The sequence below is a fragment of the Solimonas sp. SE-A11 genome (genome assembly GCF_030345715.1).
Taxonomy (GTDB): Bacteria; Pseudomonadota; Gammaproteobacteria; order Nevskiales; family Nevskiaceae; genus Solimonas_A.
Map to the genome: position 1 here is coordinate 21,417 of NZ_JAUASX010000030.1, position 20,488 is coordinate 41,904.

General features: G+C 61.9%; 25 protein-coding genes. 18 read left to right on the top strand and 7 right to left on the bottom strand.

The features are described 5' to 3' along the window. Position 1: 1 nt before the first annotated feature. From QT386_RS22160 to QT386_RS22240, 17 genes are read left to right on the top strand one after another with little or no spacing between them, the layout of a single operon-like run. A complete protein-coding gene (locus QT386_RS22160) occupies positions 2–1,141 on the top strand; it encodes a flagellar basal body P-ring protein FlgI (RefSeq protein ID WP_289275930.1) in 1,140 nt (379 codons plus the stop codon). Positions 1,142–1,159: 18 nt separating this feature from the next. Continuing rightward, positions 1,160–1,537, top strand: coding sequence for a hypothetical protein (locus QT386_RS22165; RefSeq protein WP_289275931.1), 378 nt, complete (start codon positions 1,160–1,162; stop codon positions 1,535–1,537). Continuing rightward, complete coding sequence (gene flgC / locus QT386_RS22170; protein ID WP_289275932.1) at positions 1,537–1,974, top strand: flagellar basal body rod protein FlgC; 438 nt, start codon at positions 1,537–1,539, stop codon at positions 1,972–1,974. Before QT386_RS22165 ends, flgC begins: the two co-directional genes overlap by 1 nt. Then, complete coding sequence (gene fliE, locus QT386_RS22175; protein ID WP_289275933.1) at positions 1,974–2,282, top strand: flagellar hook-basal body complex protein FliE; 309 nt, start codon at positions 1,974–1,976, stop codon at positions 2,280–2,282. Before flgC ends, fliE begins: the two co-directional genes overlap by 1 nt. 3 nt (positions 2,283–2,285) lie before the next feature. After that, positions 2,286–3,698, top strand: coding sequence for a flagellar basal-body MS-ring/collar protein FliF (gene fliF, locus QT386_RS22180; RefSeq protein ID WP_289275934.1), 1,413 nt, complete (start codon positions 2,286–2,288; stop codon positions 3,696–3,698). Further along, a complete protein-coding gene (locus QT386_RS22185; protein ID WP_289275935.1) occupies positions 3,695–4,180 on the top strand; it encodes a hypothetical protein in 486 nt (161 codons plus the stop codon). The genes fliF and QT386_RS22185 overlap by 4 nt, the downstream gene beginning before the upstream one ends. Further along, entirely contained in the window at positions 4,177–4,932 is a 756-nt protein-coding gene (locus tag QT386_RS22190; protein WP_289275936.1) for a FliH/SctL family protein, read from the top strand. Before QT386_RS22185 ends, QT386_RS22190 begins: the two co-directional genes overlap by 4 nt. Positions 4,933–4,935: 3 nt before the next feature. Continuing rightward, entirely contained in the window at positions 4,936–6,255 is a 1,320-nt protein-coding gene (locus QT386_RS22195; protein WP_289275937.1) for a FliI/YscN family ATPase, read from the top strand. Further along, positions 6,252–6,683, top strand: a complete 432-nt coding sequence (locus QT386_RS22200) for a hypothetical protein (RefSeq protein WP_289275938.1) — start codon at positions 6,252–6,254, stop codon at positions 6,681–6,683. The genes QT386_RS22195 and QT386_RS22200 overlap by 4 nt, the downstream gene beginning before the upstream one ends. After that, positions 6,680–7,279 carry a hypothetical protein gene (locus tag QT386_RS22205; RefSeq protein ID WP_289275939.1) on the top strand — a complete coding sequence of 200 codons (600 nt, stop codon included), beginning with the start codon at positions 6,680–6,682 and terminating at the stop codon, positions 7,277–7,279. Before QT386_RS22200 ends, QT386_RS22205 begins: the two co-directional genes overlap by 4 nt. A gap of 34 nt (positions 7,280–7,313) precedes the next feature. Beyond that, positions 7,314–7,724, top strand: coding sequence for a flagellar hook assembly protein FlgD (locus QT386_RS22210; RefSeq protein ID WP_289275940.1), 411 nt, complete (start codon positions 7,314–7,316; stop codon positions 7,722–7,724). A 13-nt stretch (positions 7,725–7,737) separates the two neighbouring features. After that, positions 7,738–8,973: a flagellar basal-body rod protein FlgF gene (flgF, locus tag QT386_RS22215; protein WP_289275941.1), complete on the top strand. Its 1,236-nt coding sequence runs from the start codon at positions 7,738–7,740 to the stop codon at positions 8,971–8,973. Then, the gene (locus QT386_RS22220; RefSeq protein WP_289275942.1) at positions 8,973–9,713 is read left to right on the top strand and encodes a FliM/FliN family flagellar motor C-terminal domain-containing protein; all 741 of its coding nucleotides are present in this window, start codon (positions 8,973–8,975) and stop codon (positions 9,711–9,713) included. The genes flgF and QT386_RS22220 overlap by 1 nt, the downstream gene beginning before the upstream one ends. Positions 9,714–9,740: 27 nt before the next feature. Continuing rightward, on the top strand, positions 9,741–10,073 hold the full coding sequence (locus QT386_RS22225) for a FliM/FliN family flagellar motor switch protein (protein WP_289275943.1): 333 nt from the start codon (positions 9,741–9,743) through the stop codon (positions 10,071–10,073). Between the two features lie 36 nt (positions 10,074–10,109). Then, complete coding sequence (locus QT386_RS22230; protein WP_289275944.1) at positions 10,110–10,457, top strand: hypothetical protein; 348 nt, start codon at positions 10,110–10,112, stop codon at positions 10,455–10,457. Next, on the top strand, positions 10,454–11,236 hold the full coding sequence (gene fliP, locus QT386_RS22235) for a flagellar type III secretion system pore protein FliP (RefSeq protein WP_289275945.1): 783 nt from the start codon (positions 10,454–10,456) through the stop codon (positions 11,234–11,236). Before QT386_RS22230 ends, fliP begins: the two co-directional genes overlap by 4 nt. A 15-nt stretch (positions 11,237–11,251) precedes the next feature. Next, complete coding sequence (locus QT386_RS22240; protein ID WP_289275946.1) at positions 11,252–12,004, top strand: sigma-70 family RNA polymerase sigma factor; 753 nt, start codon at positions 11,252–11,254, stop codon at positions 12,002–12,004. A gap of 1 nt (position 12,005) precedes the next feature. Here QT386_RS22240 and QT386_RS22245 read toward each other — a convergent pair whose 3' ends face one another. Both QT386_RS22245 and QT386_RS22250 read right to left on the bottom strand, forming a co-directional pair. Then, entirely contained in the window at positions 12,006–12,383 is a 378-nt protein-coding gene (locus QT386_RS22245; protein WP_289275947.1) for a hypothetical protein, read from the bottom strand. A 19-nt stretch (positions 12,384–12,402) separates the two neighbouring features. Next, a complete protein-coding gene (locus QT386_RS22250; protein WP_289275948.1) occupies positions 12,403–12,981 on the bottom strand; it encodes a lipopolysaccharide assembly protein LapB in 579 nt (192 codons plus the stop codon). A 665-nt stretch (positions 12,982–13,646) separates the two neighbouring features. Here QT386_RS22250 and QT386_RS22255 point away from each other — a divergent pair. Then, entirely contained in the window at positions 13,647–14,297 is a 651-nt protein-coding gene (locus QT386_RS22255) for a hypothetical protein (RefSeq protein WP_289275949.1), read from the top strand. Positions 14,298–14,932: 635 nt separating this feature from the next. On the opposite strand, the gene hxsA is transcribed toward QT386_RS22255, so the two are convergent. From hxsA to QT386_RS22280, 5 genes are all read right to left on the bottom strand, one after another. Continuing rightward, entirely contained in the window at positions 14,933–15,580 is a 648-nt protein-coding gene (gene hxsA, locus QT386_RS22260; RefSeq protein ID WP_289275950.1) for a His-Xaa-Ser repeat protein HxsA, read from the bottom strand. Then, entirely contained in the window at positions 15,577–16,764 is a 1,188-nt protein-coding gene (gene hxsC, locus QT386_RS22265) for a His-Xaa-Ser system radical SAM maturase HxsC (RefSeq protein ID WP_289275951.1), read from the bottom strand. Before hxsC ends, hxsA begins: the two co-directional genes overlap by 4 nt. A gap of 3 nt (positions 16,765–16,767) precedes the next feature. After that, positions 16,768–18,246 (bottom strand): His-Xaa-Ser system radical SAM maturase HxsB, encoded by a 1,479-nt coding sequence (hxsB, locus tag QT386_RS22270; RefSeq protein ID WP_289275952.1) that lies wholly within the window; start codon positions 18,244–18,246, stop codon positions 16,768–16,770. Beyond that, on the bottom strand, positions 18,246–18,563 hold the full coding sequence (gene hxsD, locus QT386_RS22275) for a His-Xaa-Ser system protein HxsD (RefSeq protein WP_289275953.1): 318 nt from the start codon (positions 18,561–18,563) through the stop codon (positions 18,246–18,248). The genes hxsB and hxsD overlap by 1 nt, the downstream gene beginning before the upstream one ends. Positions 18,564–18,701: 138 nt before the next feature. Further along, positions 18,702–20,081 carry a DEAD/DEAH box helicase gene (locus QT386_RS22280; RefSeq protein ID WP_289275954.1) on the bottom strand — a complete coding sequence of 460 codons (1,380 nt, stop codon included), beginning with the start codon at positions 20,079–20,081 and terminating at the stop codon, positions 18,702–18,704. Between the last annotated feature and the right edge of the window lie 407 nt (positions 20,082–20,488).

The following is a 20,488-nucleotide window of genomic DNA, read 5'->3' on the forward strand; positions in this document are numbered from 1 at the left end:
CATGCGCATATATCTTGCTCTCTCCGCGCTGATCGCCCTGCTGCTCGCCGGCCCCTCCGCGGCAGTTGAAACTTCCGCGCCGGTGCGCCTGAAGGACCTCGTGCGGATCGACAATGCACGCTCGAATCCGCTCGTCGGCTATGGTCTGGTGACGGGCCTGGCTGGGACCGGCGACAGTAGCCGAAGCCGCGCCACCACGCAGTCCATCGCCAATACCCTGAATCGCCTGGGTCTGAATGTCGACCCGGCCCTGCTCAACAGCCGCAATACGGCAGCGGTCCTGGTCACCGCCTCGCTGCCACCCTTCGCCAACGTTGGGGATACGCTCGATATCAACGTGTCCTCGCTGGGGGACGCCCGCAGCATTGCCGGCGGCACGCTATTGATGACACCGCTGCAGGGACCTAACGACGTGATTTATGCGCTCGCACAAGGTCCCGTGACGGTCGGTGGTTTCCGTTACGACGCTTTCGGCAACCTGGTACAGAAGAACCACCCCACGGTCGGGGTGGTCAGCGCTGGCGCTACGGTGGAAAAGCGCATGACCACCACGGTACTCACCGAGGAGGGCACGTTGCACCTGATCCTGAGGGAGCCGGATTTCACCACCGCTGGACGCATCGTTGATGCCTTGCTTGGTGAGTTCGGGAACAAGCGCCAGGGCAGGGACATTCTCGCCGCCGGACCGGACCGTATCCTGGTTCGTCTTGCCGACTATGAGCAGATGCAGATGGTCGATGTGCTGCGCCGGATCGAGGCGCTTACCGTGGTACCGGATCTGGTGGCCCGCGTCGTGGTCAACGAGCGCACCGGCACCATTGTGAGCGGGGGCGACGTCAGACTGGCCGCGGCCTCGATTACCCATGGTGATCTGAGGGTGAACATCGAGACTGACTATTTGGTGTCGCAGCCCGGTTTTGTTTCCCGCACCGGAGGTGGCGTGCGCACGGCGATAGTACCCGACACGACGATCACCGCCACGGAGTCGTCCTCGCACACTGTCAGCGTCGGAGCTGGGGCGACGGTCACCGATCTGGCCGTGGCCCTGAATCGGATTTCGGCCACGCCACGTGATGTCATCACCATCTTCCAGGCCTTGCACCGCGCCGGCGCGCTGCGTGCCGAGTTCATCATCCAGTAGCGTTCCGGAGCCCCCTTTATGAGCGACCCCCTTAGCAGCGTGACCTTCGACCTGGCGGTAGCCTCACTGGATCTCAGTATGGCCCGCCACCGGCTGATTGCCGCCAACATCGCCAACCACAAGACGGCCGGGTATGAGCCTCAGCGGCTCGATTTTGAAAGCCAACTGACGGCGATAAACGCCTCCATCGAATCAGGTGCCTCCCAGGCGGAGGTGAGAGAGCAGCTCCGCCGCCTCGTGGAGAACCTTCCGGTCGAGGTCCAGGGCGGTCAGACCGTGCAGCTCGACGACGAGATGAACCAGCTGCTGGCCAACACCCTGCACTACAACGCGGTGTTGACCGGGCTTGGCAAGCTCGGCGCCCTCAACAAGATTGCGATTGACGGAGCAGTGTGATGAGCGATTATCTGGGAATCCTCGACGTCAGCGCAGCAGGCATGCGCACGGAGCGCATGCGTCTGGAGGTGGCTGCACTTAACCTGGCCAATGCACAGTCCGTGAAGGCACCGGATGGCAGCCTGTACCGTCCGCAGCGCGTCGTCTCAACGGCTGCAGCGGCCCTTAGCACGGGCTTTGCGGAGCACATGGATGCCGATGATCTGGCGGAGCTGCCCTCCGCCGAAGTGATCGAGGCCGACGTGGCCCCGCGCCGCCTGCACCAGCCGGATCATCCTTATGCGGACAAGGACGGCTTCATCGAGATGCCGACGGTCGATCCAGCGGTCGAGATGAGCGAGATCATTACTGCCGTGCGCGCCTATGAGGCGAACGTCAAGGTCGTCAGCGCCGCCAAGTCGATGATGACGCGCGCGCTGGAAATCGGAGAACGCTGATGGCTATCGAAGCAATCGCCGCGGTCAGCGGCACAGAAGCCCTGACCGGCACGCTGCCGGCGGCAAGCCTCGCGCCCCTGCGTGAGCCCTCGACCCTGTTCGCGGCTGTCAGCGACCAGATCGCCACTACGGACCAGCGCATCCATGCGGCGGGTGAGTCGGTACGCCAGTTGGCGGCTGGCGAGATCGAGGACCTGCACGGGGTAATGCTTGACCTGGAGAAGGCCAAGCTCTCGATGAGCTTGATTGTCCAGGTCCGAAATCGTCTCCTGGAGTCGTACCAGGAAGTCATGCGGATGCAGATCTAAACCATGGACAAGGTTTCTGACAACAAATCGTGGGCGAACTGGTGGTCGGGCAGGTCTGGGCGCGATCAGTTGGTGATCGCCTCGGCAGTAGGCGTGATCCTGGTCTTCTTCGCCGCCGCCGTGGCCTGGGCGCTGATGCCGCAGTACCGTCTCCTGCTGTCCAATCTCAGCGCCGAGGATGCTGCCAACATCGCCAACCAGTTGGCCCTGGAGAAGATCCGTTACCGTCTGGACGAGAAGAACGGTCGCCTGATGGTCGATGAGGCGGACCTGGACCTGGCGCGGATGTATGTGATGGAGCGTGGTCTGCCGCAGAATCAGCCGGTCGGATTCGAGCTGTTCGATGAGTCCGATTTCGGCATGACCGACTTCAATCAGCGCATCAACTACCAGCGTGCACTGGAGGGGGAGCTGACCCGCACGATCATGGCCCTGGACGAGGTCGACCATGCGCGCTTGCACCTGGTGATCCCCGAGGTCAGCCTGTTCAAGCGACAGGACGAGGTGCCAAAGGCTTCGCTGACCTTGTCGCTCAAGCCGGGTGCCACCCTGAGTCAACGCAGCGTGCAAGGCATCCAGAACCTGATCGCCTCGGCCGTGCCGGGACTGGTTTCCGAGCGTGTCGCCATCCACGACAACTTCGGCTCCCCACTGTCGACCGCCACAGCCGATCCGCTGTCTGGGGGAATCGTGGCAGCGCGCCTGGAGGCAAAGCGCAGTTACGAGGCTTACTTGTCCCGCAAGGCTCAGGATGTACTCGACCGCAGTTTCGGTGTCGGCGCCGCGGCTGTGATGGTGGATGTCGAGGTCGATCATGATCGCAAGCAGTTGACGCGTTCCGAGGTCCTGCCGGTGCGGGAGGGTGTGACGGGTGCGGTGACCGGCCTGCGTTCACTGCGCGGTAGTCCCGGAGCAGACGGCGAGGGTGAGGAGATCTCCGATCTGGCCCCGCGCAATGCCACCGCCGAGGTGAAGTACGAAGTGGGCCGGCAGGAAGAGAAAATCGACGTGACGGCCGGAGCCATCCGCCGCATGACGGTCGGTGTGCTCGTGCCGGTGGGTACCCTGCCCGAGGAGCGCCAGCGCATCGCCGACACCATCGCCAATGCCATCGGTCTGGATACGAGGTCCCGCGGCGACTCCATCACCGTGCAGGAGTTGGGCGCCGCCGCGCGCACCCTCCGCATGGCCGAGAAGCTGGAACCCATGCCGGCGGCCACAAGTACCGTAATCGACTGGAAGAAGACCGCTCTGCTGGTCGCTACCGTCTTGGCCGTCTTGGCATTGCTGCTCGCCGTCTACTCCTGGATGCGCAGCGGGGGGCAGCTGTCCCAGACCGAGCGCGAGCAACTGCTCAAGGATGTCCGTGGCCTGCTGGAGCGCATGGATGCGCCAGCCGGGAGAGCCGTGCCGTGAACAGCGTCCGTTCCGTGGCCTTGCTACTGGCACAATTGCACGCCGGCGACCGGCGCTGGCTGCTGTCACAGCTGGACCCGGCGCAGCAGCAGAGAATCGGTTCCGAGCTTCAGGCCGTGCTGCGCCTGCCTCGAGCTACCCGGCGCCGTGAGGCTGCTCGCGTCTCGTCGCCCACCGCGCTCGCGGAGCGCAAGGCCGCGCCCTCCGAAGAAGTTCATGAGCTGCAGCCCCTGATCGATCGGATCGACCGGGCGGATGAATCGCGCATGATGGCCTTGTGGCAGGGCAGCGCCCCCTGGCTGCTGCAAGCCTTCCTTGCGGTACATCCCTGGCGCTACAGCGCGGCGCTGCGCTCGCTGCTGCCCACGTCGCGCATGGCTGCGTCGGCCGGCGGGCAAAGGCCGTTGCTGGTGCGCCGCCGGCTGCTCGAGTCAGTGCTCGCAGTGCTGGAGCGCGAGGCGCCGCTGGAGGCCCTGCGATGAGCACAGTCATCAAGACCGCCCGGATTTCCCAGACGCCGCTGTCACTGGAGCGTTCTCCGCGCCAGGGCGCCGAGCGTCGCCCGCCGCAGCGCGAATCTGTTCACGTTTCTCCAGCTGGGGGCGTTGCGCCGCGGGTCGAGGCGCGTGTTGCTGCCGAGGCCTTGGCGCAGGTGCCGCAACTGGCGCCCGCGTTGACACCGCCCCCGGACGCAGCCCAGCGCGAGGCCGAGCGCCAGGACCTGGCTCGCCGCCAGGAGCGCGCCGAAAGGGAGGGCTATGAACGCGGCTTGCAGAAGGCCGACGTAGAGTCCGAGCGTCAGCGCAAGGAAGAGCTGCAGCGCCTGCGTGCTCTGACCGAGTCGCTGGAAGCAGAACGCAACCGTTTTGTGGGCCGGCTTGAGGATGGCGCTGTCGAGATTGTGTTCGAATCCCTGGCGCGGCTGCTTGGCCGTGCTCTGGCGGGTTCCGCAGGTGTTGCGGCGGCCGTGCGCGAGGTCATCGACCAGCATGCCGCCGGCCAGAAGACCCTGGCGATCCGCGTCGCACCCGCTGATCTGGAACTGCTCGGGGAAGCCGGCATAGCCGCGATCCGCAGCGGCCTGCGAGCCGATATCCAGTTCGAGGCCGACGAGCGGCTGCACCCTGGCGGCTGCCTGATCGATATGCCCTCCGGCAGCCTCGACGCCCGCCTGGAGTTCCAGATGGAACGGCTCAAGCAGGCCCTGCTCGACGCCCGGCGCTCGGGCGAATAAGTCATGCTCTTCGATCGGTATGCCTCTGCAGTGCGCAACGTCGACCTGGTCGCCAGGACCGGTCGTGTGGTCGCCTGCCAGGGCAATACGATTGAATCGGCAGGCCCCAGCGCCTTCCTCGGTGAGTTGTGCGAGATTTACGCCGCGCCGGGCTTCCAGCCCATTCACGCGGAGGTGATCGGCTTCCGGCAGTCCTCGGTTCTGTTGATGCCTTATGGAGACACGCGCGGCATCCGTCCCGGCTGCGAAGTGTTGGCTTCAGGGCGCAGTCCCTCCATGCCGGTTGGCGAGCTGCTGCTGGGTCGGGTGATCGACGGCTTCGGCATGCCGATTGATGACAAAGGTCCCATCGACCGTAATGAGGCTGTGAGCCTGCTCGCCAAGGCACCCAACCCGGTGCAGCGAAGCCGCATCCGCGACGTCTTCGAGACCGGCGTGAAGATGATCGATGGCTGCCTGACGGTAGGTTGTGGCCAGCGCATCGGCATCTTTTCCGGCAGCGGTGTCGGCAAGAGCACGCTGATGGGCATGATTGCCCGCCACAGTGCCGCCGATGTGAACGTCATCGCCCTGATCGGCGAGCGAGGCCGCGAGGTTCGGGACTTCATCGAGGAACACCTGGGCACAGCGCTGCGCAGGTCGGTGGTCATTGTCGCTACTTCCGATCAGCCGGCGCTGGCCCGCACCCGCGCGGCCTATGGCGCCGTGGTGCTGGCCGAGTATTTCCGTGACAGGGGGCGCAAGGTCGCCCTGATGATGGACTCGCTGACCCGCCTGTCGATGGCGCAGCGCGAAATCGGCCTTGCCGCAGGCGAGCCGCCGACGGTACGTGGCTATACCCCCTCGGCTTTCGCCGTGCTGCCTGCTTTGCTGGAGCGTATCGGCTGCGGGACGGAGGGCAAAGGTGCCATCACCGGCTTTCTCACCGTATTGGTCGAGGGCGACGACCTGTCCGAGCCGGTTGCCGATCATGCGCGTGCAATCCTGGACGGCCACATCGTGCTGTCGCGGGCCCTGGCACATCAGGGTCGCTATCCCGCGATCGATCTTGCGCAAAGCATCAGCCGCGTGTCGCGCCAGGTGTCTCGGCCCGAGGACGTGCGTCTGGCGGACGCCAGCATGCAGATCTGGGAGGCCTACGAGAACTCCAAGGATATGGTCGACTATGGTGCCTACAAGCCTGGCCTTAACCCGGAGCTGGATCGCGCCATCCGCCTGATGCCGGAATTGAAGCGCTTCTTCGCCCAGCGCATCGATGAGTCGATCAGCCGCGAGGACAGCCTGCGGCAGCTTACGGCGATCCTCGGGGAGACACGCAAATGAGGCAGCGGCAGGCCCTGCGGGTATTGCACAGGCTCAATGAGCTGCAGCTGGTGGAACGCCGTGTCGAGGCTGCGCAGAAGCGCTTGGCGGTTACTGCCAGCACGGCGCTGTGCGAACGTCAGGACGGCTACCTGGACTATGTCGGACGGCGCCTGACTGCCGACGGCCCTCTGCAGGCTGAGGACTTCCGGGCTGAATCTGACCGTTTCCAGGTCGCGCTGGATAACCGTGCGCTGCTCGGCAGGCGCCTGGAGGCCGATGAGGCTGCTTTGGATGTGTCCGTTCGCGAGTGCTTTGGCTTGGAGCGTCGCAACAAGACACTGCAACAGGTCATGAGCACCCGTCGCCAGACTGAGCAGCGCCTCGAAGATCAGCAGTGGCTACGAGAGATGGACGAGCTCTGGTCGCAGCGGAAGGGGCAGGCATGAACTACGGACTGGACGATGTGCTGGTCGCCTGGAGTGGTGTGGCGCGAGCAGCCAACTCCGCCTCGGGTCTTCGCACGAGCATGGAGCGCTCGGCCTTCGCCGACCTATTCGATTCCGATGTGCACTTCGCGGCTCTGGCGGGTAAGGCAGCCGATGTGCCTCAGGCTGCGGACGTCGCTGACCCGGTAGCCGCGGAACCACCGGTGACAGGGGCGTTGGCCGCACCGCGCTCCATTGCTGAGGAACCAGCTCCAACCCTGAGCATGCGGTCATCACTGCCGATAGCAACATCATCGGGCGGCGCTGCTGGTGGCGGCCCCCTCGTTGCACCTGGCAGTTTGGTGCGACTGATGAATGTGCCGGAAGGCAGCGCCGCGGGCCGGGCGCCTGCGCGCGCCACGCTGGAGCCGGCACTTTGTCAGTGGAGCCGCACGGCATTAACAGCTTGTTTGCGTGATGGCGAACTCAACCTGACGGTCCGTGATGGGGCGCTGGGTGCTGATCGCGAAACGGTAGACGTCCTGAGGCAAGCGCTTCGGGAAATGGGAATCGGGCTGACGAAGCTCAAAATCAACGGCATCAATGCTGAGGCCTGAGTCAAGGCGCGGCGATTAGTAGCGGAGGTGATTCATGGCGGTCGATGCGATTGGCGGTTCGGTAGGAACAGGGTTGGGCGAACTGACACGCTCCGGCGTTTCGCAGGAAGATTTCATCCGGCTGTTCCTGACCCAGCTCAATTTCCAGGATCCGCTTGAGCCAGTGGACAACCGCGAGTTCCTGGCGCAGCTCGCCCAGTTCAGCTCGGTAGAGCAGTTGCGCACTCTGGGCGAGAACATCGACGCATTACTCGGTGTGCAGGCCTCCGGCCAGGCTCTGGGCCTGCTCGGCCGAACCGTGGAAGTCGCGACCGAATCCGGCTCCGCGATCGGGCAGGTCACGACATTGAATTACCGCTCGGGAAAACCGCTGCTGACGATCACCCAGACCAACGGCAACATCCTGCCGGACGTCAGCCCGTCCCAAGTCCTGATCGTTCGCTAAGAGGAGTCTAGCCATGACCGCATTGACCAGCGCCTATACGAGCCTTACCGGCCTGATCGCCTTTTCGCGCGCGCTCGACATCATCGGCGACAACGTGGCCAACCTGAATACGGTCGGCTTCAAGGCCACCGATTTGCTGTTCGAAAGCCTGCCGCCGCCGGAAGGGTCACAAAATGACAGCCGGCCGGCAGCGGAATCCGAGATGCCGGGTGGTGGTGCGGTCGTGAGCGGGACCCGGCGGCGCTTCACTCCTGGTGAGTTACGCGAAACCGGCACCGCCACACACGTCGCCATAAACGGTGACGGCTTTTTTGTACTGAACGACGGTGATCGCTACCTGTACACCCGCAATGGTCAGTTCCAGCTGGACGAGGACGGCAATCTCCAGGACGCCTCCGGCACGCGCAATGTGCAGGCTCTGGTCAACGGCGTGCTTCAGAACGTCGTCATCGACAGTGACAAGACCAACCCGGCATCGGCTACGAAGACGGTGGAGTTCAGCGGTGTGCTGTCGGTGGGGCAGGCTTCGACCGGCACCGGTACAGACGCGGCGCAGCGGTTCACGCTGGATGCGGTCAAGGTGTTTGACGCCTCTGGCACGCAGCAGACGCTGAAAATGGAGTTCACCCGCGCGGCGAGCAATGGCATCAATGCCTGGACCGTATCGGTGAAGGACACCGCCGGCCTGGAACTCCTGGGCACGAACAAGGAGATCCGTTTTGATGGATCGGGGAATCCCACCACGGGGTTCTCCTCCCTCACTTTCAAGGTGAAGACCAGCACGGGGGTGGAATCCGAGGTGACCCTGGACTTCAAGAACGCGAACTCCTTCTCCGCTGGGACAACCTCGTCGCTGACGGTTTCCAAGAGTGACGGCTACGCCCTGGGCCGCCTGTCCAGCTTCAGCTTCGACGAGAAGGGCAAGGTGACCTTGCAGTATTCGAACGGCCAGAAGGAGGACGGACAGCGCCTGGCGCTGGCGACCTTCTCCGATCCCCAGGTACTTGAGACCAGCGACGGCGGCCTGTTCATTGCGCCGGAGGGCACGGAGTTCCGCCTGGGTATGGCCGATGAGGACGGGTTTGGTTCGATTCGGCCGCGCAGCCTGGAACTCGCAAACGTGGAACTGGCCCGGGAATTCGCAGACATCCTGATTCTGCAGCGCGGCTTCCAGGCCAGCTCACAGGTTCTTAACGTCACCAGCAAAATGATCGAGGACATCTATAACAGCGTTTCGGGACGCGGCTGATGAAGCCCTTTCGATTGCTGAAGGCTTCCGAACTGCGCCAGCTCGAATCCAGGGCTGAGCAGGCCGGTGCGAAATGGTCTGACCGCTGGGCCCTGCGCGCTGACACGCCGCTGACTTGGTCGGCGGTGGACGCGGGGGAATCGAAGGCCGCCTCCGGCCGGCACCATGCCATCGACTGCGGCGAAGGACTTCAGGCGGCTGTAAATCTTCCAGCCGAGGCCGATGGAATCCTGGCGGGCATGGCCCTAGGCCAGGGAGGGCAGGGGTCCGACCATCTGGTGGCGCGGGAATTATCCCTGCTGTGCCTGGCCGATCATCTGGCCGAACTTACCGGCCTCGGCGAGTGGCGGCCGTCGACCGGCGGGGTGGCGGCGCCGGTGCGCGGCAGCGGTACGGCATTGCTCAGCTGTCGGATGGGGGATCGCTCCCTCGGTGCCCTGCTACTGCCCCTGACTTTGTTGCAGCGCATGGGTGTAGTGGCTGCTACGTCATCGCTGGCACCAACCGCCACTCTCGGGCCTCGCGCCGCGGCGGTACTGCCGGCGCGGCTGCAGCTGTCGGCAACGCTTAACGACACGTCACTGACGATTAAGGACTTGCGCGAGATCGCGGTCGGCGATGTTCTGATGCTCGATCACTCGCTCGAAGCACCGTTGACGCTGCGCTTGGGCGGCAAACCCGCGGGCTCCGCTTATCCCGGAATCCGAGGCGGTCGCCTCAGCGTCGAACTCAGCAAGTAGCTCACTTTATTACAGGAAGCAGGACACATGACTCAGGTTAATGAACAGCCCGAAATCCAGCCGCTCAAGTTGGGGGAACTGGGGGCAGGTGCGGGTCGCGGTCAGCCCTGGTTGGAAAGGCAGCTCGACTTGGTGCGCGACATCAAGGTTACTGTTCGCGCCAGCATGGGCAGCGCTGAATTGACCATCGCTTCGCTGTTCGCCCTGCGCGAAGGGGATGTGGTGACTCTGGATCGCGAAACGGATGCTCCGGTGGACATCACGCTGGAAGGTAATCTGATTGCCCGTGGGCAACTGGTGGCGGCCGGTGATCGCTTCGGCCTGCGGATTACCGAAATTCTCGACCCGGGCAAGTTCTAAGGCTGGGTCAAGGCGAGTTCCTCCGTGCTACCAAACATGACAAGACTGCTGCCCGCTGCGATCCTGGCGAGCATTGGCGACGTGGCGTTCGCAGCCCCAGGGGCAGCCGAGGCTCCTTCGGTGGCGGGATGGCAGGTTCTGACCATCTTCGGCTACCTGGGCTTGCTTGGCATGCTGGCGTTTTTTGGCGTGCGCTGGTGGAAGACTCGCCAGGTTAGTACCTCTGGAAGCTTTGTCCGGACGCGGCAGATCAATGTCGTGGAGACTCGCCGCGTATCACCGTCGACCTCGATCGTGCTGGCCGACATCAAGGGGCATTCCTACGTCATTGTCTGCTCGGGTACAGCGGTTGCGATTCATCCGATCGCGGAGCCTTCCGCATGAGCCATCGCAGGTCAGATACCCAATGGTTACGGGTTGCGCTGCAGTTATCTGTAATGCTGGCGCTGCTGGTGCTGCCTGGCTTGTCCACCGCCGCGGACATCACGTTCCCCGGCGGGTCGGTCGACTTCACGACTCAGTCGGGAAAGGCCCTGAGCACGCCGCTGCGATTGGTGTTGATGCTGACGGTCCTAAGCCTGGTGCCGTCGTTGCTGATCGTGCTGACCTCCTTTACCCGCATCATCGTCGTCCTGGCGATGCTGCGGCACGCGCTAGGGATGCCGGAGACGCCGCCCAATACCGTGCTGATCAGCCTGGCTCTGTTTCTCACGATATTTACCATGCTGCCGGTATGGGAGCAGGTGGACCAGCAGGCGCTGACGCCCTACATGAATGGCGCGATCGCAGAGAAGGAGTTGTTGGAGACGGGATCTAAGCCGTTGCGGGAGTTCATGCTGGCGCAAACGCGCGAGAAGGACTTGGCGCTGATGATCGAGCTGTCTGGTTCCAAGGCGCCGGCGCAGGTAACCGAAATCAAGTTGTTGCAGTTGATTCCAGCATTCATGATCAGTGAGTTGCGCAAGGCCTTCGAGATTGGGTTCATTATTTTTCTGCCCTTTGTGGTGATCGACATCATCGTGGCCAGCGTGCTGATGTCCCTGGGCATGATCATGGTTCCGCCACTGGCGTTCTCGTTGCCCTTGAAGATTCTGCTTTTCGTGCTGATCGATGGATGGGGATTGCTGTCGGCCGCCCTGATCCGGAGCTTCGTCCCATCCTGAGGTTGCGGCAGCTCCATGCAAGACCATCAGGCACCCGCTGAATTGACACAATCGGACGAGGCCCCACTCTGGGAGCGCCTGAGAAGTGTCGATGTCGAAGAGTCCCGGCAAGCGCGAGAAGATCTCGTGCTTCGCCATCTTTGGCTTGCCAAGGCCGTTGCGGCGCGTGTCCTGCAGGAGCGATCATTCACCGCAGATTTAGACCTCCGCGATCTGGTTCAATTGGCGACGGTAGGACTTATCGAGTCGGTCGATCGGTACGATCCAAGTATGGGAGTTCCGTTTTCGGCCTACGCCAGAAAGCGTGTGCAGGGGGCCGTTCTAAACGGCTTGGAACAGAGCTCTGAGTATCGAGCGCAGAACTCTTGGTTGCACCGGATGGGCAAGGAACGCGCGGAATCCATCACCTCGGCAAACTCATCGGAAGGGGACAGCCTTCTCCGCCTGGCTGAAGTCACCGTGGGATTGGCCATTGGGTTCATGCTGGAAGATAGCGGCATGTATGTGTCGTCGCCAGACCGGATCGACACACCGTACGACGTGAATGAGCTTGCCGTTCTTCAGGGGCAACTAAGACTAGTTGTGACCGAGCTGCCCGAGTCGCAGAGAAAGGTGGTCGAGTTGCACTACTTCAAGGAACTCAGCTTCTCCGAAATTGGTGCGGTCCTTCGCCTCACTAAAGCCAGAATCTCACAAATTCACGGTAAAGCCTTGCTTGAAATCCGTCGGCGCCTGAAGCTTGTTGGTCAGATTGATGAGCGTGGTTGAATCATCTCGAAGCAAGCTTCAGTAGGAGGCGGTCCAGCTCTGTTCTCAGCTCGTTTTCGTCGACGATCACTGCTTCCACCTTCTCTACAATCTGTGGAAACCGCTGGTCGTTGGCCAATGCAATGCCAAACTCATCCAGCAGCACGACTTCCACAAAGGCCTTGCGACCGCGTCGCCTGCCATCCTCTCCGTCGAGATGGATTTCTCTTATCGCGGCACGAATGTCGTGTGACAGCTGATCCGAGAAGTCTTTCCCCTCCGCCTTTGAGGGGGGCGACTTTGCGCTCGAAGGCGAGGCACTACGCTGCTTATCAGTCCGAGCAGAAAGGGCCGCCCGGATTTGAGCCAGAAGGCGTTGCGTTGGGTCGATGCCGCTCATTCGCTAGTTGTGGCTGGCGCTATGAATCCAGGTCTCCGTAACGACGCAAGAGGCCTGCCCCGGCAGAGCCGCCGGTTTCGGTGGTCGCAGCGGGAGCTGCCTGCTCATCCGCCAGCTTGCCACGTACGTTGGTCAGTACCTTGGCGATATCATTTTTCAGCGCGGGGTTCGCGTCGGACGCCTCGAGCGCGCTCTCCAGTTCCTGAATGGCTTGAGCGAACGAGCCGCCCTGAATGTATACCAGAGCACTCTTGAACAGATTCAGTGGGTCTCGGTCACCCAACTTCTCAAGCTCAATCCAGGTATCAGCGGCGGATGTGGCGTCTCCCCGCGAGTACTGCAAGAGCCCCAGTTGGAATCGAGCGGTATGAAGGCTGCCATCCAAATCGATCGCGCGACGCATGCCTTCTTCGGCGCGGTCATACAAGCCCAACTCAGCATGTTCAGCTGCCAGCATAAAGTGGGCGCGGGCATCTTTTGGCTCACGAAAAACCACTTGCTTTAGCTTGATGATGGCGGCGTCATGCCGGCCTGTTTGGACATCGAGCAGAGCTAAACGAAAGAGTTCTTCGGTGTCGAGCGATTCGAGAGAATCCATTATGGAAAGCCAGATGGAATAAATGAGACCGCTACCAGTGAAAGCCAAAGGAGGCTGGCGTTGCGGCAAAGGTCATTATCGGACGTTTACTCCGTCGCGCCTACGACGAATTCGCCTAACTTGTTAAATACTCCGCAAAAAGCCCTAAAGCGTATAGAGATATTTCGCAAGACATTGTTATTAATGCATTTATTAATTTTTTTGCTCGGGACGTCGGTATATCCCCTGGCTATGCGAGCCGGCGCCGAGTACAAATCTGCCCCCCTAGCTCCGCAACTCCTCAGAGTGCACTACGGGCGTTGCATTGGCGTTTGGTCGCTCGCTCAAATCTCGTTTTGGACTGGAATCAAACGCGGTAGCGTCAAACGCGTCTTGCGCCGCAGGGGGGGTGAAATGTTCGATCCCCCGTCGGGTGGGGAATTCTAAGGTATGGTGAAAGGTGAGCCCTTGTCGGTTTATCCCGGACCAAGACGCTCAACGACTTTGGTGTGGATCGCCCAATCTTTCGTAGACGCTTAGCTCATTCTTTTTGAGGTTGCTGCCTCAAAGATCATGGGCGGAACACTTGATGTAGCATGAATTGCGCTGCTGCGAATATCTCGGCGTACGTTCCGAAGTCTTAACACACCTCACCAATGAAAAGAATACCTGAATTCCGCAGGAGGATGCGCGAGCGTCAGGACGCTTCTTTCAAGAAGCAGCGCCGTGCGAGAATTGCAGCGGTTTACGCAGCCACTGCATCAACACTCCTCGGGATCAATGCGCTATACGAGGGGTTATGGCCCAAGAGCCATGATCTGGCGATTCAAGTTTCCGACTTGAACATCGACGGCGATGTTGCGGAGTATGGCGTGGCCTTTTACAACAACGGCGGATACCACGAGGTGATCGCCGACGCGAAATCGATGCTTGGACAGACAGTCGAGGGCTATGAGAATACGATGAATTGGCAGCAGGATCACTGCTTCCATCCGGTCGTCCTTGAGCCCGGCAAAGCCGCATACGTCCGGTATGTCACCAAATTCGCATTAGATAAACCCGAATACCGAGCCGCCGCCAATCAGCAACAGAAGTACCAGCTAATACTTGTGTTTGACGTGCTTTCTCCCAGCCGAGGCGTTGTTTCTGTGCCGATTCCAGTGGGCACTCTCGCTCCATATCAGAGCTTTGCAGAATGGTTTGGTAAAGTGGCTTATACCTTCCGCACCCGGCAGGTCTCTGTCGACTTTGACAAGGCCAGACCACGAGTCATGCTGGGGTCTTATCCCCAGGACGACGAGTTTCGCTTCTCGAAACTGTGCCGCAAGGAAGCATAATCCCGCTTCAATGCCGTAAGGAAGCCGGCTGCCTCAGGAGTTCCCCGATCCGACCAAGCTCTTACGGCCGGGTACCAAGTGGTTGCAGATGATGCTGTACTCAGGAATGACCGGCACTGCGTCGTGCAGGCGTCATCGACAATCGCCAGACATTCGAACGCCCGGACAGGGGTGATCTGGTCGAAGACATAAGCCGTCGACTAGGTCTCGTTGGTGGGCACCGGGGTGGATTAACGGCCTGCGATCTGCCGTCGGGCGGCCAAGTCGGGAATAGAGAGGCGGCTGAGACAGGCGAAGTCCACCAAGCTTGGGCAGAGCGGGCGAGCCGACGATTAAACTTCAAGCGTTTCGGAATTGACCCGTTAAGGCGTCCCTGGTGGCTGCCATCGTGTTGCTGACAGGGCGTAGCGGTGAAGTTGTGGTTGAGTCGGTTAATTTTCGAGTTTGCCGAGGCGACACTCGTAGCGCCGTTGATGAGTAGGGTTGCTGGTGTCATCGTAGTGGTGCTTTTCAGGGGGTATTGGCCGTGGGGCGCCGCCCCACACCCTAAATTCCTGGTTCGGGCCAACGCCTGTCTCGCCTATGGTGAGAGCGGGTGTCAGACGCCGGGTTGCCCGAGAGCAGTTGAACGACGCCTAGAGTTTCACGCCGAGGGCATTGAGTGTTTCCGTCGTCATGGTGCCTGTAGCGTCCAGTCCCTTGTCAGTCTGGAAGGCCCAGAGCGCCGTGCTGGTTGCGGACGTCATGGAGCCGTCGATTGCGCCGGGGTCATAGCCCAGGCGCAAGAGTGCGGCTTGTACGCGCATGATGAGGAGTTGCAGCTCCTCTGGCTGTTTGGGCGGATTCCTGGGGGCCGTTTCCGGCTTGCGGACAACAGGAGTTCGAGCTGGGGCCGAAGCTTTGGGCAACGCCGTCGCCGCGGGAGTTTGGGGTGCAGAGTAGAAGCTGCTCGCTGGGGCCGCCGGCACCGGCTCAATTACGGGCTCCGGCGGAGGAGGGGGCGGCGGCGGAGAGTAGGAGTATCCACCGCCACGGCTGGAGCTATGGCTCCGGTGACTGCTGTGACTCCGGTGGGAGCTGTGCGAGCGATGGCCGGCGAACAGGTTCTGGGAGTCTTGGTTTAGCGGATCCTGAAGGATCAAAGGGTCGATGCCATCCAAGCCCAGGTCGGCGGCAGCCCCAGCAACCGCCATCGCACTGGCCTGCGAGGGCAATGCGGTCAGCATGGTTGGAATCAGCAACCCTGCTAGGCGCTGCAACTGCTGTTTCAGGCTGGAACTCATGGTGCCTCCCCTTCAGAGACCACGGCCGTCACCCCATGGCTGGTCCATTTTTTATCGATGGACGCGAAAAAGCCAGCGCACCGCTTCTGCAAGCTGCAGGCCCCACAAGCTGGCAGGTAAACGTTCTTCCAGTTGGAGATGCTCCGGGCGGCAAAGGCCCGAAGGTCTTGGCGGAGGACGCATAGCGGCAGGTTATAGAGCGAAACCGGGATGCCGTTGCCATGCAGGAAGGTCACCGCCTCGGACAACTCCCCCTGGTAGTCCACCGGGTCGATCCAGAGGGCCGCATGGTTGGCTCGGGCAAACCCGATGGGCTCTATCCCCATCAGGGCCACATGCCTGACAAAGCTCAGGTTGCGGTAAATGAAGCGGGCCAAGCCAGCGAGCCGGGCAACTGTAGGGCGGTGCAGCACCACCCGAATTTCGATGCGTTGCCCTGCTTCAGCCAGCTTGTAGAGCCCCCGGATCGTCTGATCAAAGGCACTCGCGGACTGGACGACGTAGTCATGTATGGCCGAGACATCGGCGTACAGGGGGATATTCCACTGAAGCTTCGGATGGGACACCGCTCGAACGCGAAGGGCCAGATCAGAGTCGGCAAAGCCCCTGCCGTTCGATAGAACCTGCAGGTCGGTGTCGGGCAGGGCACGCCCGCAGGCCCTGATGATGTCCACCAGGCCCTCGCCCAATAGGGTCGGTTCACCGCCGGTGATCGCCAGACTCGGCTCGTCCCGGTCGATGAGGTCCACCAGCTCGATGTTTTGCCGAACCCGCCATTCGTCCGCCTCCTCTCTGGGCGGCTGCGAGCACATCAGGCAGAAGCTGTTGCAACGCTCGGTAGCAAAGATGACGTTGCCATTGTCGCCTCGGCGATACAGGACACGGAGCATGGGGCGGTCTGGGTTGACCTCGATGATGTCGCCTGGGCGCACGCCCTGGTGCGGGTCGGGATGGCGCAGTACCGGTGCGGCAGTGGAGACCTCACTGGGTTTGGAGCTCATAACGGCTCCCCAAGGCACCTGGAGGAGACTTGAGCGCTGGTCTTCCGGAACGGCATCCAGCAGCAGGACCGAACGCCCCGGAGGCCAGCCATGCCGCACGAACTCCTCGCCATCGACCGCCTTGAGGGTCATGGGCCCCAGCAGCGAGAAAGTCTCGGTCTTCAGGACCAGGGGCAGGGCCATGGGCTAGTCCGCGGCTAAAGACTGGCGACGAACCCAGGACTGGAAGACGGCCATTTCGTCTGGATTGCCGCGGCGCAGCATGCCGAACAGCAGATCGAGCATGGCCGTCTGGCGCTGGCAGAAGTCACTGCTGGGGCGGTGGCCGATGACATCACCCTGACGGCGATACGAATCGATCGGATCCGACCCGCAGAATGGCAGGTAAGCACAGGTAGAGCAGCCCGGGATGGATTCCGCCACGGCGGCCGAGGCGATCAGCTGCATCGCCGGGGAGGTCAGAAGTGCCTCGTAACTGTCCTGGACCGAGCCCATGCAGAAGGTTTCGTCTCCCATGGCCGCCAGCATGCGGGACTCATCCGACGCGTAGACCCTGCCATCGTAGTTGTAGACCCAGGCCCCGAAGCCGGCGCCGGCGGGAGACCTCAAATCCACATAGCCATGCCCGAAGGGTGTCAGGATGCTGCGCAGGAGTAACGCGGCATAGGCCTCGTCCATGGGATAGCCATCGAGGTTGACCCGGATGAGGTGAACCAGCGCCCGCCGGTAGAACCCCATGAATTCGGCGACGGAGTAGTCCGTCCGCTTCGAGCGGGCCGCAAACCCGTAGGGGCTGATTGGTCGCAGGAAGATGGAATGGAAGCCCGCGTTCCGATAGGCGTCGATGATGGCTTCCGGGACAGCCAGGCTCTCTTTGGTGATCGTGGTCAGCGCGGCGACCGCATGAGGGCCAAGTACTTCCCGGGCCTGGGCAATACCGGCGAGGGTACGGGCATGGCTGTCGCGGGACGGCAGCGGGCGATTGCGGTTGTGGATCTCCGCGGGACCATCCAGGGATGTCGACAACTCGATGTGATGAGCGGCCATGAAGGCCAGCTTGTCCTCATCAAGGTGGTGCAGGACGGAGGTGATGACGTATTTGATCTGCTTGCCACGCTCTGCTTTGCGCGCTTCCAGGTGCTCCACGACATGGCGGATCACGGCAAAGGCCAGGAGGGGCTCTCCGCCCTGGAACTCGACCGTCACCGATGGAGCGGGAGCCTCCAGCACCAGGTCAGCGGCGCGGCTCGCATCGGCCAGGGACATGTCGAACTGGTGCGCATCCGGGCCGTCGGCCTCTCGGGAGACCTGGCAGTAGCGGCAGGAATGATTGCAGCGCAGGCTGACCACGAAGATATGCAGGGCAGGGCCCTGGAACAGAAAGGCCTTGCGAGAACGCAGCTGTACCGCCATGGCCTCCAGTGGTAGTGGTTGTCCTTTCCGAGCCAGGAAGTGGCGGCTCTCGAGGTCCCAGAACGAGGGGTGGACAGGGCTCAGGCGGCGTTGCGCGAATGCCAGGAAGTCATCCGATTCGAGCCAGAGGTGTTCGCCGGCGTCGTTGGTTAGCAGAACCGGACTGTCGTCAGCCAGGCGCCGGAACTGGAAGGGGAGCAGGGCGTACCCAGCTTCGCCCTGAAAGGCTTCCCGCGGCCGGAAGAGGGTCATTATTTCTCAGCCTGCCGGGCCGGCTGGGCGCCCATGAAGGCCTTTCGGACCAAAGTGTCGCGAATCTCGCGGGTCTGATCGAGGATCTGTTCCCGAAGCGACTCGTCCAAGAGGGCGGTAAAAAACTCCTGCCTTAAGGAGTCGGTGTTCGTCGCCTGGGCTCGGGGCTTAAGGGCCACCGCGAAGCCGTCATCCCGTCGGGATATCTCGATCCAGAACTGGCCGGTGAACCGGTGGGCCGTGCGCTGGATGGCTGCAAGAGAGTACATGGAGCCATCAACGGAAATGTTGGTGGTGTCATCGAACTGCGTTTCCATAGTCTCTCCCCCGCAAGTGCGGACTATGTATCCGGCGGCCTTTTGTAAGGTCGGGTCTTTTTGAATCTGGCCGCGCCTGTCTGATCTTAAAGGTGCACGGGCGCGGCTGAACAGTAACGAGGCGGTTCTGTTGGTGATCTATGCGGCAAGCTTTGCCTGCACGGTCTGGACAGAGTCCGCTACGCGCTGCGAAAACTTGGAGTCGGTGTAGTAAGTCATCACCAGGCGGTCGGTTGCTCGGGTCATCGCAACGTAGAGCAGGCGTGCCTCATCCTCTTCCGGCTCTTTCGGCAGCGGTAGTCCGCCAAGGTTCGGGATGAAAACGGTGTGGAACTCCAGGCCCTTGCTGCTGTGCATGCTCACCAGCTTCACCGATGGCTCTCCGGTGAACAAGGCGCGCTTGCTGGCCTGGTCATTGGCGGTTTTGAACTCGATCCCGCGCTGCTTTAGCTGTTCCTGAATGCTGGCAAGCTGATAATCGCGACGATAGATGACTGCCAAATCCGACAGTGAGCGTCCTTGGTTCCTGGCATCCAGAACCTGCTCTGCGATCAGGGTTGCCTCACTCTTAGGCGACGTTGCCCGCACCAGCATTGGCATGGGGCCTCGCCGGCCTGCGCTCTCTGGCGAAACCAGGGGAATGCCCTCGTCATCCTCCGGGCGCTCGTTCAGCAAATCTTCGGCAAATGCTCGAGCGACGGCCAGGACTTCCAGGGTGTTTCGGTAGTTGAGCTTGAGGATCGTGGTCCGTCCCTGGGCCTTGATCCCGACGCTGGCGAAGCTGAATTTGCGGCGCTCCCGCTTGGTATAGATCGCCTGGGCGTCGTCGTACAGCACGAGCATGGAATTGCTTTCCGGATCGACCATCTGGACCACCAGCTTGAACCACTCTGGTTCGAAGTCATGGCCCTCGTCAATCATGACCGCGCCGTATTGACCCCTGGGGATCAGGCCCTGGTCGACGCCGGCGATCGTCCGGGCAACCAGCTCAGCCGAATACGCGTTGATGTCCTTGTTCCACTTGGGCTTGTCGACATGGAAGGCGCCGAGCATGTCCTTGCACCAGTCGTGGAAATGATGGACGACGACCTGCGCGGTGAGACCCTGGCCGTCGATGACTTCGCGGAGTCGGGCCGCCAAGGTAACGTTGAAGCACAGGACCAGGATCGGCTTAGCCAGGGTCTTGGCCAGGTGCATGCACCGATAGCCCAGGATCATTGTCTTGCCGGAGCCTGCAACCCCATGGATCACCCGGTGGCCATCTCCCATAGACCGAGCGAGCAGCTCCTGGTTGAGATCCATGACCTTGACCATGTCGGGAATCTGGATTTGCGGGTTACCTTGCCCAGGCTCATCGAATAGACCGAACTGATTGACGCTGGTGTTGATCCGGACTTCGGGGAACAGGTGCCAGCGGATACGGTCGAGCTGGGGCAGCGTCAGCTTGCAGGGGAAGGGGTGGGCGAACATGCCCCACAGCCGAGCCTGAAAGGCCTCAGGAGTGACGCTTTCCAGCATTTCGTCCCTGCAGATGACCCGCCCAGGCTCTAGTGCTTCCTCTAGTCCTGAGGCCTGCAGCTGCGCGCGAGTAATGTTTGTGAGCACCGTACCCCAACCGTAGGGCATGACCAGCTTACCGGCATAGCGGTGCCCGGAAGGGTTCCGGAGGGCAGGGTCGCGTTCCAGGGTGACCGCGACTTCGAGAGCGTACACCCGAGCCTGAAGCTGGGGGTTCTTCTGCGTGACGATCCCCCGATCAGTGAAAATCTGGAAGGCGTGCCTATCGGTCTGACCGGAGACCAGACGACGTTACCCCGCCTTGAGTAGCGGTTTGGTTTAGAGCCCTGGGTTGATGGTAATAGCCTTTGCAGCAAGCTGCTTGGCGTAGACGGCGGGCGCCAGCCCGCCGAGTGCTTTCTTGGGTC